Below are 18305 nucleotides of genomic sequence, written 5' to 3' on the forward strand. Positions count from 1 at the left end.
GTTTCGGGGCTCCTGATTCGCACAGGCAGACCACCGGTCCACGGGGTACCAGCCTATCAGCGCCCGGAGCGGTCCGCCTCCGGGCACGCGGCGCGCGCGCTCGGTCCGGGGGCGCCGAAGTGCGCCGGGGCGGCATCGCCGCTGCTCACCCGTTCGGCCCAACCGCATTCTCCACAGGCTCACGGAGATCACTAGGGTGCCGTCATATCCTGCTCGGATATTGCACACATCACCGCCGGGCAGTCCGTCAGACGGCCTAACCGAGCCGATATACGGAATCATGGGCTCACGCGGAGATCCCTGCACACAGGAGACCGCGCAACCGCGCAATGCAAGCGCCCTTCGGGGCGGACGTGGCCGTTCGACTGGAGATGCACGTGTCCGGGCGCATCGAGGATTACGCACTGATCGGGGACATGCAGACCGCGGCACTGGTCTGTCGGGACGGAGCGGTGGACTGGCTCTGCCTGCCACGCTTCGACTCGCACGCCGTGTTCGCGAGCATTCTCGGCACCGAGGATCACGGGTTCTGGCGGATCGGCCCGTCGTTCCCGGCGGGCACCGAGGCCCCGCGTGCGACCCGCCGCCGCTACCGCGGTGATTCGCTGGTGCTGGAGTCGGAGTGGGACACTCCGCGCGGCAAGGTCCGCGTGATCGACTTCATGCCGCCCCGTGAGGATCACGCGCCGCAGCTGATCCGCATCGTGGAGGGCGTCAGCGGGCGCGTGCCGATGCGCTCGGCCCTGCGGATGCGCTTCAGCTACGGGCGGGTCGTGCCGTGGGTGCACAAGGTCGACGGGCGCACCGTGGCCGTGGCCGGCCCCGACTCCGTCTGGCTGGACGCCGACGCGCAGACCTACGGCAAGGACCTGACGACGTACTCCGACTTCACCGTCGGCCCCGGCGACCGGAAGGCCTTCAGCATCAGCTGGCAGGCCTCGCACCGCGACGCGCCCGAGACCCCCGACGCCGAGGCGGCCCTGGAGTCGACCGCCGAGTTCTGGCGCGAGTGGGTCGAGCAGTGCACGTACCACGGGCCCTACCGGGAGGCCGTGATCCGCTCGCTGATCACCCTCAAGGCCCTCACGTACGGCCCCACGGGCGGGATCGTCGCCGCGCCCACCACCTCCCTCCCCGAGGAGATCGGCGGGGTCCGGAACTGGGACTACCGCTACACCTGGCTGCGGGACGCGGCCATCACCCTCTCCTCGCTGCTGCGCACCGGATACCGCGAGGAGGCCCGCGCCTGGCGCGAGTGGCTGCTGCGCGCGGTCGCCGGCGACCCGGAGAACCTGCAGATCATGTACGGGATCGCGGGCGAGCGGGAGCTCGGCGAGACCGAGCTGGACTGGCTGCCCGGCTACGAGAACTCCCGCCCGGTCCGCGTCGGCAACGGCGCCGCGGGCCAGCTCCAGCTCGACGTGTACGGCGAGGTCACCGAGGCCCTGCACCTGGGCCACATGACCGGGCTCGCCCGCAGCGACTACGCCTCGCTGCTCCAGCTCAAACTGATCCGCTACCTGGAGACCCACTGGGACCAGCCCGACGAGGGCATCTGGGAGGTGCGCGGCCCGCGCCGCCACTTCGTGCACTCGAAGGTGATGGCCTGGGTGGCCGTGGACCGCACGATCAAGCTGATCGAGAGCGGGGACGCGGACGGCCCGCTGGAGCGGTGGCGCGAGCTGCGGGACGAGATCCACCAGGACGTGTGCGAGAAGGGCTACGACAAGGAGCGCAACACCTTCACCCAGTCGTACGGGTCGAAGGAGCTGGACGCCTCCCTGCTGCTGATTCCGCAGATGGGCTTCCTGCCGCCGGACGACAAGCGGGTCATCGGCACCATCGAGGCGATCCAGCGCGAGCTGTCCACGCCCGACGGTTTCATCCTGCGCTACCCGACGGCGGGCGAGGAGGCCGGCGTGGACGGCCTGGAGGGCGACGAGGGGGCCTTCCTGGCCTGCTCGTTCTGGATGGCCGACGACCTGGCGATGATCGGCCGGGTGGACGAGGCGCGGCGGCTGTTCGAGCGGCTGCTGTCGCTCCGCAACGACCTGGGTCTGCTCGCGGAGGAGTGGGACCCGCGGCTCCAGCGGCAGGTCGGGAACTTCCCGCAGGCCTTCAGCCACGTTCCGCTGATCGACACGGCCCTGCGGCTGACGGCCAGCGGGGCGTACGGAGGCTAAGGGCTGTCCCGCAATCCCCGGCGGGCGCACGACGTCAGCTACGGCACCTCGCCGCGTTGTCGGAACGCCCGAATACGCCCAGTATGAGGACGCCCCTCCGCCTTGCGATGCACCGCATCTGACGCCGTGCGCTGATCCACCGGGGATTGCGGGACAGCCCTTAGGTCGAAAGAGCCGGCCTGGGCCGGCTCGGCTGCGGGCGACTCGCCCGGGGCGCGGATCTTTTCGCCGCGCCCCGGTGATCGTTCGCGCCTACCCTGGAAGGGTCCTATGCCCTCCCTCCGGTGGAAGGGGGCAGCCATGGCTCCCCTGTCGAAGGCGGGCGCGGCCCTGACCGCGCTCCGCGAGGATCTGTCCGGCGAGGTCTTCGCCCCGGAGGACCCGGGGTACGACGAGGCCCGGACCCTCTTCAACGCGATGATCGACCGCAGACCCGCCGTCATCGCCCAGTGCGAGAGCACGGCGGACGTGGTGACCGCCGTGCGGTTCGCGAGGGAACTGGACCTGAACATCGCCGTGCGCGGCGGCGGGCACAGCGTGGCCGGGATGTCCCTCAACGACGGCGGCCTCGTCGTGGACCTGCGGCGGATGCACGAGGTGACGGTCCATCCGGCGGCCGGGGCCGCGCACATCGAGGGCGGGGCCACCATGAGCCACCTGGACCGGGCCTGCGAGCCGTACGGGCTGGCGACCACCGGCGGCCGGGCCTCCACCACCGGCGTCGGCGGCTACGTCCTGGGCGGCGGCAGCGGCTGGCTGGACCGGAAGTTCGGCCTGGCCGTGGACAACCTGCTGGGCGTGGACGTGGTCACGGCCGAGGGCGAGCTGATCCACGCGACCGCGGAGGAGCATCCGGGGCTGTTCTGGGGGCTGCACGGCGGCGGCGGGAACTTCGGCGTCGCCACCTCGCTGACCCTGCGGCTGTACGAACTGCCCGACATGTCGATCGCGTTCCTGCTGTACCTGCCGGAGCGCGGGCCCGAGGTGGTCCGTACGTACCGGGACGTCATCGAGGCCGCACCGCCGGAGGCCTCGGGCGCCGCGCTCTACCTCACCGGCCCGCCCGAGGAGTTCGTCCCGGCGCACCTGGTCGGCCGGCTGCTGGCCGGGGCGCTGCTGACGTACGCGGGCCCCGAGGACGAGATGCGGAAACTGGCCGAGCCGCTGCTGGCGATCCCCCACGAGTCGGAGATCGTCACGGCCATCCCGTACGCCGATCTCCAGTGCATGATCGACGACCCGCCGGGCATGCGGAACTACTGGTCGGCCGAGTACCTCACCGGCTGTCCCGACGCGTTCGTGGACGTCTTCTGCGCCCGCGCCGAGGCCATGCCGGTACCGACCGGCACCCAGCACCTGGTCTTCCCGCAGGGCGGCGCCATCGCCTCCGGCCCGGCCGACTACCCGGTGCCGTACCGCGACTCGCCGTGGGTGGTGCACCCGTTCGGGATCTGGGAGGACGCGGCCGACGACGAGCGCTGCCGGCAGTGGGTCAAGGACGTCCGCGCCGACGCCCGGCCGTGGAGCACCGGCGCGGTCTACCTCAACTTCACCGGGGACGAGGGCGTGGAGCGGGTGGTCTCGGGCCTCGGCGGCGAGAACATGCAGCGGCTGGGCGCGCTGAAGCGGCAGTACGACCCGGACAACATCTTCCGCTTCAACCACAACATCCGGCCCACCTGACGATGGGCACGGTTCTGCCGGTAGCGTCCCGCGATATGGAAAACCAGGGCGGGATCACGGTTCAGCGGGCACTGGAGCTGCCGGGGCTGCGCAGCGGACTGCCGGAGGTGGTGGCCTGCGCCGACCGCCTGGGGCGGACCGTCCGCTGGGTGCACGCGGGCGAGGTGCCGAACATCGCGTCCCTGCTCAAGGGCGGTGAGCTGCTGCTGACCACGGGCCTGGGCCTCGGCACCCGGCCGGCCGAGCAGCGTGCCTTCGTACGCCGCCTCGCGGACCGCGGGATCGCCGCGCTGGTGGTCGAACTGGGCCCGCGCTTCACCCGGCTGCCGGCGACCCTCGTGGAGACCGCGCGCTCGGCGGGACTGCCCCTGGTCCAGCTCCACCGGGAGGTCCCCTTCGTGGCGGTCACGGAGGAGGTCCACACCGAGATCGTCAACCACCACTACGCCCTGCTCCAGCGGGCCGAGGAGGTCCACCGGCGCTGTACGGAGGCCCTGCTGGGCGGCGGGGGCATCCCGCAGGTCCTGCGGATCCTGGCCGACTTCACGGGGAACCCGGTCTTCCTGGAGACCCCCGACGGGCAGCTCCTGTACGCGGCCGGCAGTACGGCCGGGGACGCGGGCGCGGACCCGCTCCAGGTGTGGGAGGGCCTGCGGGGCCAGCGCGAGGCCGAACCCTCCACGAACACGGTGGTGGTCGACGTACCGGGCGGGGGCCACGGCACCGGCTCGGTCCGGGCCCGGGTCGTCCTGGTCGGTGTCTCGGCCCCGCTGCTCCCGGTGCACCGGATGGCGGCCGAACGCACGGCGGGCGTCCTGGCCGTCGTCCTGATGCAGGCGCGGCAGGAGGAGGAGCTGGCGGCGCGCGGCCGCGGCGATTTCCTGACGGACCTGGCGGAGGGCCGCATCTCGGCGGAGGACGCACCGGCGCAGGCCCGTGTCCTGGGCTTCAAGCCGGGCGGCGGTCCGCTGCTGCCGGTGGTGATGCGGCTGGCGTCCGACCTCGGCCCGTCCGGGAACTGGGCCGTCCTGGCCCGTGCGGTGCTGGAGGAGCTGTCGTCCGTCGGGGTCCCGGTCCTGCTGGGCGTCCGCCCGGTCGAGGGCCGGGTGCCGCTGCTGGTCTCCCTGCGCGTGGAGTCGGAGCGTTCGGCGGTGGCGGACCGGGTCTCGGCCGCGCTGCGGGCGGGCGTCGAGCGCGCGGGCCTGGACCGGGCCGACGCCCCGCCGGCCGTGGTCGTCGGCGTGGCGGGTGGCTGGGCGGCGGCCTCGGCGGGTCTGCGCCACGCCGCGGAGACCGCCACGGCGGCCCACGGGCTGCCGGCCCGCCCCTGGTACGACGCCCGCCGCCTGGACATCGACCTGCTGCTGTGGCGGCTGCGCGAACACCCCGACCTGGCCGCCTTCGTGGACCGCGCGATCGGGCCGCTGCGCACGCACGACACGACGTCGCGCCCGCCGCTGCTGCCGACGCTGGAGACGTACCTGGCCCACGCGGGCCGCAAGGCGGAGACGGCGCGCGAGCTCCATCTGAACCGGCAGACGCTCTACAACCGGCTGGCCCGCATCTCGGAACTCCTGGGCACGGACCTGGACGACCCCGAAACGGTCCTCTCCCTGAGCCTGGCCCTCCGCGCCCGCCGCCACACCCTTTCCTGACGCGCCGCTCGCACGCCTCGGCCCTGGCGGGCCTCCCCGGCTTCGCGCCGCTGCGCCGGACTCCGTCCGTCGGCGCCTGGGTGGGGGACCGGTGCCCTGCGGGGCTGTCCCCCACCCGCCCTTCCACCGTTCCCCGGGCTCCGCCCGGAACCGCGCCTCAATCTCCCCCAGCTACCGCTGGGAGGTGCCCCCTGGCGGGGCTGCATTTCAGCCCCGCCGGCGATTGAGGCGCGGGGCCGGGCAGGGCTCGTGCGGGCGGATCGCTGCCCGGCCGGGAGGCTAGCGGCGGGTGCGTTCCATCAGTTCGTCGTAGACGGACAGGACCTGCGCCACCGTGTCGTCCTCCGACGGCCACGTCGCGGCCTGGACGCGCCCCGCGGCCACCAGGGCGGCCCGGCGGTCCGGGTCGGCCAGCAGGCCGGTCACGGCCGAGGCGAGCGGCCCCGCCTCGCCCGGCGGAACCAGTACCGCGCCCTCCCCCACCAGCTCCGGGACACCGCCCACGGTCGTGGCGACCAGCGGCACGCCGACCCGCAGCGCCTCCTGCGCCAGCAGCGCCCGCGCCTCCCACCGGCTGGGCAGCACCGCCAGGTCCGCCGCCGCCAGCAGCTGCGCCGCGTCCCGGCGGCGCCCCAGCAGCCGTACCGGGAGGCCTTCCGCCTCGATCCGCCGGGAGAGCTCCGCCCGGAGCGGCCCCTCCCCCGCGATCACCAGCAGCGGCGCCGGGTCCAGGCCGCGCCACTCCCGTGCCGCGTCGAGCAGTACGGAGTACCCGCGGTGCGGCACCAGGCTGCCGACGGCGATCAGCAGCGGCCGTTCCACCGCGCCGAGTTCCGCCCGCACCTTGCCGGGGTCGGCAGCCGCCTCCGGGCCCGCCGGTACCGCCACCGGGGCCAGCCGCGCGTCCCTGGCGCCCCGCAGCCGCGCGGCGTCCACCTGGTCCGAGGAGGCCCCGAGCACCACCGCTGCGGCCCGTGCGACGTGCCGTTCCAGCATCCGGCCCAGCCGGCCGAGCGCACCGGCCGCCGTGGGGCCCTCGCCGTGCCAGCTCACCACCAGCGGCACCCGGCGCCCCCGTATGGCCAGCGCGGCGCGCATCCCGGCGCGCACGCCGTGCGCGTGCACGAGGTCCGCCCCGGCGCAGGCGGCCCGCAGCACGCTGACCGCGTCGGGCGCGAACTGCGCCCCGGCGCCGGTGAAGTCGTACTCCCCCTCCGCCTGGACGGGCGCGCACACCGTGACCCGTACCCCGCGCGCGGCGAGGCCGGTCGCGAGGGACCGTACGTGCGCGCTGCTGCCCGCGCCCGCACCGCCGCCGAGTACTTGCACGGTGCGCAGCGGCGGCCGGCCGTAGGGCTGGGCCGGAAGGGAGGTGGAGACCGGGGAGCTGCTCACGGGCCGAAGCTCCAGGGTGAGGGAGTCAGAGAACGCCAAGGATGCCAGTCCGCACGCGCGTTCCGGGACCATACGGGTGCGGATCCCGTACGAGATACCGCTGGACGCGCCTCAGCCTCACCCACACGGACTATCCCCGGACGGCGAAGGGCCCGGAACGCCGCACGTTCCGGGCCCTTCGCACCGTGTGTCATCTCACGCGTCCGCGCGCGCCGCCGCCAGCAGTTCCTCGGCGTGCGCCCGCGCCGAGACCGAGTCCTCGTGGCCGGCCAGCATGCGCGACAGCTCGCGGATCCGGTCCTCGCCCTCCAGGACGGTGACCCCGCTCCGGGTGACCGATCCGTCGTTGGTCTTCTCGACGAGCAGCTGCCGGTCCGCGAAGGCCGCCACCTGCGGCAGGTGCGTGACGACCACGACCTGCGCCGACTTGGCCAGCTTCGCCAGCCGCCGGCCCACCTCGACGGCCGCCTTGCCGCCGACGCCCGCGTCGACCTCGTCGAAGAGGTAGGTGGGCACCGGGTCGGACCCCGCGAAGACGACCTCGACGGCCAGCATCACCCGGGACAGCTCACCGCCCGAGGCTCCCTTGGCGATCGGCCGCGGCTGGGCGCCGGGGTGCGGGGCCAGCAGCAGCTCGACCTCGTCCGCGCCCGAAGGTCCGTAGGCGACCGGGCGGCCGTCCACGTCCACTCCGTCGGGGTCCTCCGCCTGCCGGATGTCGATGGTCACGCGGGCGTGCGGCATCGCCAGCGAGGCCAGCTCCTCCGTCACCGCGGAGGCGAAGCGCGTCGCGGCCTCCACCCGGGCGTCCGTCAACGCCTGTGCCAGCGCGGACAGTTCACTGCGCAGTCCGTCGCGCTCGGCGGTCAGCTCGGTGATCCGCTCGTCGTCGCCGTCCAGTTCCAGCAGCCGCGCCGCGCCCTGTTCGGCCCACTCCAGCACGGCGTCCACGGTGCCCGCGGAGCCGTACTTGCGGGTGAGCTGCGTCAGGGCGGCCCGCCGCTCCTCCACCGCGGCCAGCCGCAGCGGATCGGCGTCCAGGTCGTCGGCGTAGCCCGCCAGTTCCCCGGCCACGTCGGACAGCAGGATTCCCAGCTCCCCGATCCGCTCGGCGAGCGCGCCGAGGGCCGGGTCGTGGGACCGTACGGATTCCAGCGCCCGGTGGGCGCCGGCGACGAGCATGTTCGCGTCGATGGCCTCCGGGTCCTCGGGGTTGCCCGCGAGCGCGGCGTGCGCCAGCTGCGCCGCCGAGGACAGCGATTCGGCGTGCCCGAGCCGCTCCGCCTCGGCGGCGAGTTCGGCGTCCTCGCCGGCCACCGGTTCCACGGCCGCGATCTCGTCCAGCCCGAAGCGCAGCAGGTCCGCCTCCTGGGCCCGTTCCCGGGCCCGGGTGGTGATCTCCTCCAGCTCGACGGCGACGGCACGGAGCCTGCGGTAGGCCGAGCCGTACTTCTCCAGCGGGACGGCGACGGCGTCCCCGGCGTACCGGTCGAGCGCCTGCCGCTGCCGGGCGGGGCGCAGGAGCCCCTGCTGGTCGGTCTGCCCGTGTACGGCGACCAGGTCGTCGGCGAGCTCGGCGAGCAGGCCGACGGGCACGGAGCGGCCTCCGACGTGGGCGCGCGAGCGGCCCTCGGCGGACACGGTCCGGCTGATCAGCAGGGCGCCGTCGTCGAGCTCGGCCCCGGCCTCCTCGGCGCGTACGGCGGCGGGGGCGTCGGGGCGCATGACGATGCGGCCCTCGACCACCGCGGCCTTGGCCCCGATCCGTACCAGGGCCGGGTCGGCGCGACCGCCGAGCAGCAGCCCGAGGCTGGTGACGACCATCGTCTTGCCCGCGCCGGTCTCGCCGGTCACCGCGGTGAATCCGGGCGACAGCTCGACCACCGCGTCGTCGATGACCCCGAGCGACCGTATCCGCATCTCCTCAAGCACGGGACGACGATACCGAGGTTTCATGGGTGCCATGTGACGTCACCCGTTCCAAGTTGTTCGAACGGATGTGCTATTGGAGACGTGTGAGCTGCGCCTCAGTGCGGCGCCCCTCGCCAACCCGACACCGGCAGCGCGAACTTGGCGACGAGCCGGTCCGTGAAGGACGCGTGGTGCAGCCGGGCGAGCCGCACCGGCACCGCTCCACGCCGTACCTCGACCCGTGCCCCGGCGGGCAGCTCCAGCATGCGCCGCCCGTCGCACCACAGCACGCCGTGCGGCGTCCCGTTCTGCACCTCCACCGCCAGCACCGAGGTCGGCGAGGTCACCAGCGGCTTCGCGAACAGCGCGTGCGCGCTGATCGGCACCAGCAGCAGCGCCTCCACCTCCGGCCAGACCACCGGCCCGCCCGCGGAGAAGGCGTAGGCCGTGGAGCCCGTCGGAGTCGCGCAGACGATCCCGTCGCAGCCGAAGCCGGTCACCGGGCGCCCGTCGATCTCCAGGACCACCTCCAGCATCCGCTCCGGGGACACCTTCTGGACCGCGGCCTCGTTCAGCGCCCAGTCCCGGTGGACCACATCGCCGTTCGTACGCACGATCACGTCGAGCGTCATCCGCTCCTCGACCTCGTACGAGCGCGTCACCACCCGGTCCACGACCTTGTCCAGGTCGTCGCGCTCGGCCTCGGCGAGGAACCCCACCCGGCCCAGGTTGACGCCCAGCATCGGCACCCCCGAGGCGCGCGCGAACTCCGCGCCCCGCAGCAGGGTCCCGTCCCCGCCGAGGACGATGAGCAGCTCACACCCGTCGAGCGCCCCCGGGGTGGACTCGGTGACCAGCTCCACCTCGGGGGGCAGCGGCAGGTCCACCGCCTCGTGCTCCATGACGCGTACGCCCAGCCCGCATCTCAGCAGACCCTGCACGACCAGCTCGGCACTGCGGATGGCCGCAGGCCGCCCGGTGTGCGCGAGCAGGAAGACCGTCCGCCCTTCCCCCGAAATCCGTGAACCCGCTGCACCTGCTGAACCCGCTGAATCTGTCACTGCGGCCCCTCCGCCACTGCACGGTCAACATCCGCCGGGTCGAGGGCCGGTGCCCCCGCCCGCAGCCACAGAAAGTACTCGACGTTCCCCGACGGCCCCGGCAGCGGACTCGCCGTCACGCCGAGAACACCCAGCCCCAGCTTGGCCGCCTGCGCCGCGACCTCGCGTACGGCCCCGGCCCGCAGCTCCGGGCTGCGCACCACGCCGCCGCTGCCCAGCCGGTCCTTGCCGACCTCGAACTGCGGCTTGACCATCAGCACCAGGTCCGCGTCCGGAGCGCAGCAGCGCACCAGCGCCGGCAGCACCAGACCGATGGAAATGAACGACAGGTCACCGACGACCAGGTCGACCGGGACCCCGTCGAGCTGCTCCACCGCCAGCTCGCGCACGTTCGTACGGTCCTTGACCGTGACCCGGTCGTCGCTTTGCAGCGACCAGGCCAGCTGCCCGTAGCCGACGTCCACGGCCATCACGTGGGCCACGCCCGAGCGCAGCAGCACGTCGGTGAACCCGCCCGTGGAGGCGCCGGCGTCCAGCGCGCGGCGGCCCTCGACGGCCAGCCCCTGCGGCTGGAAGGCCGCCAGCGCGCCGGCCAGCTTGTGGCCGCCCCGGGAGACGTATTCGGGGTCGCTGTCGTCCTTGCGGACCACCAGGGCCGCGCTGGTCTCGACCTGGGTGGCCGCCTTGGTCGCGGTGGTGCCGCCCACGGTCACCCGGCCCGCGGCGATCAGCTGCGCGGCGTGCTCGCGCGAGCGGGCCATGCTGCGGCGTACCAGTTCGGCGTCCAGGCGGCGGCGTGCCACTCCTGCCACGTTCGGTTCAGCTCCTGTTTTCGTACGGTCCGGGGACGGGCGGTGCGTCCAGCGCGGTCAGCGCCTCGCGCAGGCCCCGGTGGACATCCTCGTACACCTCGGCGTGTCCGTCCGCCGCGAGGTGGTCCGCGTCCGCTAGCCGCGCCAGGTGCGCGTCCACGCCGGCGTGGCCGGTGGGCGTGCGTACGACGCCCAGCGCCACGGGCCCGGCGGGCTCGACGGGCTCGGCGGAGGCTTCGACCCGGGGGGCGGCGGCTTCGTCGGTCATGCCCCGACGCTACCTCGAAGCGCCCCGCGACCACGCATGGCTCTGCGGTACGGTCGTGATCACGATGGCTACGATCCAGGAGTGCCGCGAAGCACTCGACAACCTCTCCGGCAATCTCGCGCGGGCCGACGACGGCGTACGCGGCGCGGCCGCGTTCGACCGCTCCCTGAGCTGCCACATCACCGACCTGGACCAGACGTTCACGGGCCGCCTCGACGCGGGCCGGATCCGGGTGGACGCGGTCGCCCCGGGCCCGCCCGCGGCGAAGGCCGAGATCCGGCTCGCGATGACGGGCGACGACCTCGTGGCACTGGTCGCGGGCGAGCTGAAGTTCGCGAAGGCCTGGGCCTCGGGCCGCGTCAGACTGGAGGCGGGCTTCCGCGACCTGCTCCGCCTCAAGACGATGCTCTAGCCCCCACCGGCCCCTCCAGCCCCACCGGCCCCGCCGGCCTCTTCCAGCCCCGCCGGCTTCTTCCAGCCCCGCCGGCCTCTTCCAGCCCCGCCGGCTTCTTCCAGCCCCGCCGGCGTTTGAGGCGCGGGGGTCGGGGGCGGAGCCCCGGTCTCTTCCAGCCCCGCCGGCGATTGAGGCGCGGGGGTCCAGGGGCAGCGCCCCCGGCAACCGGCCCGCACCCGAAGCCGCCCGCCCGCCCGGAGGCTACTCCGCCGCGGCCACCACACGGGCCTTGCGCGCCGCCGGAACCACCAGCGGCGTCCCCGTCTCCGGATCCGGAATCACCTGACAGCGCAGCCCGAACACCTTCTCCACGAGCTCCGCCGTCACCACCTCGGCCGGCGGCCCCTCCGCGACGACCTTCCCGCCCCGCATCGCGATCAGGTGCGTGGCATACCGGGCCGCGTGATTCAGATCGTGCAGCACCGCCACCAGCGTCCGCCCCTGCGTCTCGTGCAACTCCGCGCACAGGTCGAGCACGTCGATCTGGTGCTGGATGTCCAGGTACGTCGTCGGCTCGTCGAGCAGCAGCAGCGGCGTCTGCTGGGCCAGCGCCATCGCGATCCACACGCGCTGCCGCTGCCCGCCCGACAGCTCGTCCACGGCCCGGTCGGCGAGCTCGGCGACCCCGGTCGAGGCCATCGACTCGTTCACGATCCGCTCGTCCTCGGCCGACCACTGCCGCAGCAGCCCCTGGTGCGGGTACCGGCCGCGCGAGACCAGGTCGGCCACCGTGATCCCGTCGGGCGCGATCGAGGACTGCGGGAGCAGGCCCAGGGTCTTGGCGACCTTCTTCGCGGGCATCGACCCGATGGCCTGCCCGTCCAGCAGCACCCGCCCCGTGGACGGCTTCAGCATCCGCGACAGGGCCCGCAGCAGCGTGGACTTGCCACAGGCGTTGGGGCCGACGATCACCGTGAAGGAGTTGTCGGGGATCTCCACCGACAGGTTCTCGGCGATGACCCGCTGGTCGTAGCCGAGGGTCACGTTCTCCGCGGTCAGCCGCTGCACTTGCGTACTCCTCATCAGGTTCATATACGTCCCGCCTTGCGCTCGGTGACGAGCAGCCAGAGCAGGTAGACACCGCCGACGAGGCCGGTCACCACACCCACCGGCAGCTGGTCGGCGCCGAAGGCCCGCTGCGAGGCCCAGTCGGACACCATCAGCAGCACCGAGCCCATCAGGGCGGCGTTCACCAGGTTCCCGCCGGGCGAGCGGGTCAGCCGCCGGGCCAGCTGCGGCGCGGCCAGCGCGACGAAGCTGATGGGCCCGGCCGCGGCGCTCGCCGCGGTGGTGAGCAGGACCGCCGCGAGCATCAGCAGCATCCGCGTCCGCTCCACCCGCACCCCGAGCGCGTACGCCGCGTCGTCGCCCATCTCCATCATCCGCAGGGCCCGGCCCTGCCCGAGGACCAGCGGGAAGAGCACCGCGCACACCGCGAGCAGCGGCCACACCTGCGCCCAGTCCCGGCCGGCCAGCGAGCCGGTCAGCCAGACCATGGCTCGGGTGGCCTCGATCAGCTGGGCCTTCGTGATCAGGTACTGGATCACGGCGATCAGGACCGCGGAGGCTCCGATGCCGACCAGCACCAGCCGGTAGCCCTGGATGCCCTGCTTGTAGGCGAGCAGGTAGACGACGACTCCGGCCAGCAGACCACCGACCAGCGCGCCGACGGCCACCTCGGTGGCGCCGCCCTTGAACAGGACGATGACGACGAGCGCGCCGACCGCCGAGCCGTAACCGAAGCCCAGCATGTCCGGGGAGCCCAGCGGGTTGCGGGAGACGGACTGGAAGACGGCTCCGGAGATGCCGAGCGCCGCGCCGACGAGCAGCGCCACCAGGGCCCGCGGCAGCCGCAGGTCGTTGACGATGAAGTCGGTGGCGGGGGTGCCGTTGCCGAGCAGGGTCTGTACGACGTCCCACGGCGCGATCTCGAAGTCGCCGGTGCCGATGAGCACGACGGACATCGCGAGCGCCGCGACGGTCAGCAGGAGCCCGACGGCCAGGGCGCGCCGCTCGACGCGCAACGAGACCCCGCCGGGCAGGTGCAGCGGACGGGGGCCGGACCGGCGGCCCTTGCGGGGGGTGTCGGTCGCGGTCACGGTCGTGGGCGCGGTCGCGGTCACAGCTGGGCCATCCTCTTGCGCCGAACCAGGTAGATGAAGACCGGGCCGCCGATGAGCGCGGTCACGACGCCGACCTGCAGTTCGGCGGGCCGGGTGACGACACGGCCGACGATGTCGGAGCCGAGCAGCAGTGCCGGCGACAGGACGGCCGAGTACGCGAGCACCCAGCGCATGTCAGGACCGGTGAAGGCCCGGACGAGGTGCGGGACCATCAGCCCGATGAACACGATGGGCCCGCACGCGGCGGTCGCCGCACCGCACAGCAGGGTGATGGCGACCATGGCGCCGATCCGGGTCCGCATCAGGTGGGCGCCGAGCGCCCGGGCCGTGTCGTCGCCCATCGCCATCGCGTTGAGCGGCCGGCCCAGCACCAGCGCGAGCACCGCGCCGACGAGCAGGAAGGGGGCCACCTGCCGGACGGTGTCCATGTTGGCCGAGGCCAGCGAACCCACCGTCCAGAAGCGCAGCTTGTCCAGCGCCTTGCTGTCCATCAGCTGCACGGCGTTGATGTAGCCGACGAGCGCCGCGCTGGCCGCCGTACCGGCGAGCGCGAGGCGCACCGGGGTCGCGCTGCGGCTGCCGCCGAGCACGTACACGAGGACCGAGACGAAGGCGGCGCCGAGGAAGGCCCACCACACGAACTCGCTCAGCGAATTCGCGCCGAAGAAGCTGATCGCGGAGACCACGGCGGCCGCGGCCCCCGCGTTGACGCCGAGGATGCCGGGCTCGGCCAGCGGGTTACGGGTCAGCGCCTGCATCACGGCACCGGACAGGCCGAGTCCGAGCCCGACCATCAGCCCGAGCAGGGTGCGCGGGATCCGCAGATCCCGCACCACCACGTCGGAGGGCGTACCCGCGTAGGCGAACAGGCCGTGCCAGACCTCGTCCAGGGACATCTGCTTGGCGCCCACGGCGATGCTCACGACGGCGATCAGTGCCAGCACCGCGAGAGCGGCGAGCAGACCGGCGGCGCGCGCCGCATGGCGCGGGCGGGCTACGGCGGCGCCGGCGCCCGCTTCGGGCGCCGCGCTCCGTTCGGGTTCAGGGGGACTCTCGACCAACACGCAGGTTAGGCTAACCTACCTTCCGCACGGGCGGATCCCCCGGAGGGCCCTAAAGACCCAGCCTGGCCAGCGCCTTCGCCGCATCCAGCGTGCAGACCCCGTCCCCGGCCACCGTCCAGGCCGCCGCGCACAGCGCCCGCAGCGCATCGAGCGGATCCCCGCCTTGCCCGTCTCCCCCGCCCTCTCCGCCCTCTCCGCCCTCTCCGGCCTCTCGCAGTTCCAGCACGCCGCCGTTCGTCGCGACCGCCGTCCAGCCTCCGCAGCGGAAACCCTCCGCGCACGGCTCCACTTCGGGCTGCCCGGTCAGCAACCCCCGCAGATCCCGGTCCACATAGGTGGGGCGGTGCCTGGGCTCGGCCCGCAGCAACTGCTCCGCGTCCGTGACCCCGGTCAGCACCAGCAGCGAGTCCACCTCCCCGTTGAAGGCACCCTCGATGTCGGTGTCCAGCCGGTCCCCCACCACCAGCGGCCGCTCCGCCCCGGTACGCAGCACCGTCTCCCGGTGCATCGGAGGCAGCGGCTTGCCCGCCACCTGCGGCTCCGCGCCCGTGGCGATCCGTACGACCTCCACCGCGGCCCCGTTGCCCGGTGCGATGCCCCGCGCCCCCGGAATCGTCAGGTCGGTGTTCGACGCGAACCACGGCACCCCGCGGTTGATCGCGTACGAGGCCTCCGCGAACCGCCCCCACGGCAGGTCGGGGCCCCCGTACCCCTGGACGACCGCCGCGAGCCCCTCCTCCTCGGCCGACTCCACCGGCACCAGACCCCGCTCGCGCAGCGCGACCCGCAGCCCGTCCCCGCCGATCACCAGCACCTTCGACCCCGGCTCCACCTGCTCCGCGATCAGCCGGGCCACCGCCTGCGCCGAAGTGATCACCTCGGCCGCCTCCGTCGGAATGCCCAGCTCACCCAGGTGCTCCGCGACCGCGTCCGGCGTCCGCAGCGCGTTGTTCGTGACGTACGCGAGGTGCATCCCGTCCGCCCGGGCCGCGGCGAGGGACTCCACGGCGTACGCGATGGCCTCGCCGCCCGCGTACACCACCCCGTCCAGATCCAGCAGCGCGGTGTCGTACGCCTGGTGCAGACTCTGGTCACTCGCCGCGGGACTGGTCCTGCTCTGCCGGGTCATCCTGTCCGCTCCTCATGAGATCGACCTTGTCCGATTCCGTACTGCCCCGATCATCCCGCATGGCGAGACGCGTCTTACCATGCACCAATGACCACATCTGGTACCGCGGAGCATGGGCTGCGCCTGATCCCGTTCCATGGCCTGCGCTACGTCCCCGAGCGTGTCGGCAGCCTCGCCGCCGTCACCTCGCCGCCGTACGACGTGGTCGTGCGTCCCGACGGAGTCGACCACCTCGAATCCGCCGACCCGCACAACATCGTCCGCCTGATCCTGCCCCAGGCGGGTACCCCGGCCGCGCGCAACGAGCAGGCCGCCCGCACCCTGCACGACTGGCTCGCCGAGGGCATCCTCAGCGCCGACCCCGAGCCCGCGCTCTACGTGTACGAGCAGCGCCGGGCCGGCCTGCTCCAGCGCGGCCTCATCGGCGCCCTCGCCCTGTCCACCGCCGACGCCGGCATCGTCCTGCCCCACGAGGACGTCATGCCGGACGTGGTCACCGACCGGGCCGGCCTGATGCGGGCCACCTCCGCCAACCTCGAACCCCTCCTGCTCACCTACCGGGGCGACGACCCCGGCACGGGAGCGGCCGCGGTCGTCGAACGGACCGCCCAGCTCGCGCCCCTCCTGTCGACCACCACCGAGGACGGCTTCCAGCACCGCCTGTGGGCCATCACGGATCCGGCCGAACTCGCCACCGTCATGGCGGACCTCAGCCACCGCCAGGCCCTCATCGCCGACGGCCATCACCGCTGGGCGACGTACCTGCGCCTGCAGGAGGAGCACGGCTCCCCCACCGCCTGGGACTTCGGCCTGGTTCTCCTCGTGGACACCGCCCGTTATCCGCTCCAGGTCCGCGCCATCCACCGGATGCTGCGCCGCCTCCCGGTGCCGGAGGCCCTCGCGGCCCTCGGCGGCCACTTCCGCGTCCGCCCGGTCGACGGACCGCTCCCGCTGGCCCTGGACACCCTCGCGGACGCCTCGGAACGCGGCAACGCCTTCCTGATCTCCGGCGACGGCGCCTTCCACCTGGTCACCGACCCGGACCTGGCGCTCCTCGACACCACGGTCCGCCACGACCGCCCCGAGGCCTGGCGCCGACTGGACGCGACCGTCCTGCACGCGACCCTGCTCGACGCCCTCTGGCACATCCCGGACGCCCCGGACCAGATCACGTACATCCACGACGCCGCATCCACCGTGGCCATGGCCGAGCGGCACGGCGGCACGGCGGTCCTGCTGCATCCCGTACGCGAGGAAGTCGTGCGGGACCTGGCCCGCCAGGGCGTCACCATGCCCCGCAAGTCCACGTCCTTCGGACCGAAACCGGCCACCGGCCTGGTCCTGCGCGGCCTCGGCTGACCGCTTCCGGACATGAAGAAGGGCGGTACCCCGACCGGGGGTACCGCCCTTCTTCATGTCACCGTGCCTCAGGCCTTGTCGCCCTCGGCGTCGGCGTCGGCCTCGGACTGCTCCAGCGGCTCGTACTCCTCGTCGTCCTCGTCGTAGTACTCGGCGACGTCGGAGGCGCGCTCGGCCGCGGCGATCTCCGCCGCGTCCTCGCCCTCGTCGTCGTCCTCGTCCTCGTGGTCGTCCTCGCCCTCGGCGAGGTCGGCCAGGTCGACCGAGGCGTCGACGAACTCGACACCGTCGAGCTCGGCCAGACGGTCGGAGGCGTCGGTGGCCCCGTCCTTGTCCGCTTCGAGGGTCTTGCCGAACCACTCGCGCGCCTCGTCCTCACGACCGGCCGCCAGCAGGGCGTCGGCGTAGGCGTACCGCAGGCGCGCGGTCCAGGGCTGGACCGAGCTGGAGGCCAGCTCCGGGCTCTGCAGGGTCACGATGGCCGCTTCGAGCTGCCCCTGGTCCCGCCGGGCACCGGCCGCGACGAGACGCATCTCGACCTGACCGGCCTTGTCCAGCTTCTGCACCTCGGGCTCGCCGGCCATGGCCAGCGCCCGCTCCGGACGGCCGAGGCCGCGCTCGCAGTCGGCCATGACGGGCCACAGCTCGACCGAGCCGGTCATGCGCTTGGCGGCGCGGAACTCCGCGAGGGCCTCGCTGTACTTCTGCGTGGCGTACGCGGCGAAGCCGGCGGCCTCGCGGACAGCGGCGACACGGGAGGCCAGCCGCAGGGCGATGCGCGAGTACGCGTACGCCTGCTCGGGCTCGTCGTCGATCAGCCGCGCGACCATGACGAGGTTCTTGGAAACCTCTTCGGCCAGGCCCTTGGGCAGGCTCAGCAGCTCCTGGCGCACGTCGGCGTCGATCTCGAGGCCGGTGACGTCCTCGTCGATCGGAAGCCGCTTGACCGGGTCGCGGTCGGAGCGGTAGTCGCGGTCGCCGCCGCGGTCATCGCGACCACGGTAGCCACCACGGTCACCACCGCGATCGTCACGGCCACCACGGAACCCGCCACGGTCGCCACCGCGGTCGTCGCGGCGGGGGTAGGACGGACGGTCGCCACCACGGTCATCCCGACGCGGGTAGGACGGACGGTCGCCACCGCGGTCGTCACGACGGAAGCCGCCGCTGCCACCACCGGAGGGACGGCCACCACGGTCGTCCTCACG

Annotated in this window: 15 protein-coding genes; 5 read left to right on the forward strand and 10 right to left on the reverse strand. The window is 73.5% G+C overall.

The features are described 5' to 3' along the window. The first annotated feature begins 353 nt into the window (after positions 1-353). From ACZ4YL_RS38225 to ACZ4YL_RS38235, 3 genes are all read left to right on the forward strand, one after another. Positions 354-2183, forward strand: a complete 1830-nt coding sequence (locus tag ACZ4YL_RS38225) for a glycoside hydrolase family 15 protein (RefSeq protein WP_301372030.1) — start codon at positions 354-356, stop codon at positions 2181-2183. A 300-nt stretch (positions 2184-2483) separates the two neighbouring features. Further along, a complete protein-coding gene (locus ACZ4YL_RS38230; protein ID WP_468122872.1) occupies positions 2484-3866 on the forward strand; it encodes an FAD-binding protein in 1383 nt (460 codons plus the stop codon). Positions 3867-3901: 35 nt separating this feature from the next. Continuing rightward, positions 3902-5521, forward strand: coding sequence for a PucR family transcriptional regulator (locus ACZ4YL_RS38235; RefSeq protein WP_468122873.1), 1620 nt, complete (start codon positions 3902-3904; stop codon positions 5519-5521). A 279-nt stretch (positions 5522-5800) separates the two neighbouring features. On the opposite strand, the gene ACZ4YL_RS38240 is transcribed toward ACZ4YL_RS38235, so the two are convergent. From ACZ4YL_RS38240 to ACZ4YL_RS38260, 5 genes are all read right to left on the reverse strand, one after another. Next, positions 5801-6916, reverse strand: coding sequence for a glycosyltransferase family 4 protein (locus ACZ4YL_RS38240; RefSeq protein ID WP_468122875.1), 1116 nt, complete (start codon positions 6914-6916; stop codon positions 5801-5803). Between the two features lie 195 nt (positions 6917-7111). After that, on the reverse strand, positions 7112-8836 hold the full coding sequence (recN, locus tag ACZ4YL_RS38245; RefSeq protein ID WP_468122889.1) for a DNA repair protein RecN: 1725 nt from the start codon (positions 8834-8836) through the stop codon (positions 7112-7114). Between the two features lie 107 nt (positions 8837-8943). Then, positions 8944-9888 (reverse strand): NAD kinase, encoded by a 945-nt coding sequence (locus tag ACZ4YL_RS38250; RefSeq protein WP_301372022.1) that lies wholly within the window; start codon positions 9886-9888, stop codon positions 8944-8946. Then, positions 9885-10700 (reverse strand): TlyA family RNA methyltransferase, encoded by an 816-nt coding sequence (locus tag ACZ4YL_RS38255; RefSeq protein ID WP_468122877.1) that lies wholly within the window; start codon positions 10698-10700, stop codon positions 9885-9887. The genes ACZ4YL_RS38250 and ACZ4YL_RS38255 overlap by 4 nt, the downstream gene beginning before the upstream one ends. 7 nt (positions 10701-10707) lie before the next feature. After that, the gene (locus ACZ4YL_RS38260) at positions 10708-10968 is read right to left on the reverse strand and encodes a hypothetical protein (protein ID WP_468122879.1); all 261 of its coding nucleotides are present in this window, start codon (positions 10966-10968) and stop codon (positions 10708-10710) included. Between the two features lie 64 nt (positions 10969-11032). Between ACZ4YL_RS38260 and ACZ4YL_RS38265 the strand changes: the two genes are divergently transcribed. Continuing rightward, on the forward strand, positions 11033-11380 hold the full coding sequence (locus ACZ4YL_RS38265) for an SCP2 sterol-binding domain-containing protein (RefSeq protein ID WP_390173243.1): 348 nt from the start codon (positions 11033-11035) through the stop codon (positions 11378-11380). A gap of 243 nt (positions 11381-11623) precedes the next feature. On the opposite strand, the gene ACZ4YL_RS38270 is transcribed toward ACZ4YL_RS38265, so the two are convergent. The 4 genes from ACZ4YL_RS38270 to ACZ4YL_RS38285 are packed head-to-tail and all read right to left on the reverse strand — an operon-like array spanning position 11624 to position 15738. Next, a complete protein-coding gene (locus ACZ4YL_RS38270; RefSeq protein WP_468122880.1) occupies positions 11624-12430 on the reverse strand; it encodes an ABC transporter ATP-binding protein in 807 nt (268 codons plus the stop codon). A 20-nt stretch (positions 12431-12450) separates the two neighbouring features. Beyond that, positions 12451-13521, reverse strand: coding sequence for a FecCD family ABC transporter permease (locus tag ACZ4YL_RS38275; protein WP_468122890.1), 1071 nt, complete (start codon positions 13519-13521; stop codon positions 12451-12453). Positions 13522-13541: 20 nt separating this feature from the next. Next, entirely contained in the window at positions 13542-14609 is a 1068-nt protein-coding gene (locus ACZ4YL_RS38280; protein WP_468122881.1) for a FecCD family ABC transporter permease, read from the reverse strand. 49 nt (positions 14610-14658) lie between these two features. Next, on the reverse strand, positions 14659-15738 hold the full coding sequence (locus ACZ4YL_RS38285; RefSeq protein ID WP_468122883.1) for an HAD hydrolase-like protein: 1080 nt from the start codon (positions 15736-15738) through the stop codon (positions 14659-14661). Between the two features lie 87 nt (positions 15739-15825). Between ACZ4YL_RS38285 and ACZ4YL_RS38290 the strand changes: the two genes are divergently transcribed. Beyond that, the gene (locus ACZ4YL_RS38290; protein WP_468122885.1) at positions 15826-17097 is read left to right on the forward strand and encodes a DUF1015 family protein; all 1272 of its coding nucleotides are present in this window, start codon (positions 15826-15828) and stop codon (positions 17095-17097) included. A 68-nt stretch (positions 17098-17165) separates the two neighbouring features. On the opposite strand, the gene ACZ4YL_RS38295 is transcribed toward ACZ4YL_RS38290, so the two are convergent. After that, positions 17166-17990, reverse strand: a complete 825-nt coding sequence (locus ACZ4YL_RS38295) for a tetratricopeptide repeat protein (RefSeq protein WP_468122891.1) — start codon at positions 17988-17990, stop codon at positions 17166-17168. Positions 17991-18305: the final 315 nt, after the last annotated feature.

The sequence above is a fragment of the Streptomyces sp. NPDC030021 genome (assembly GCF_055574035.1).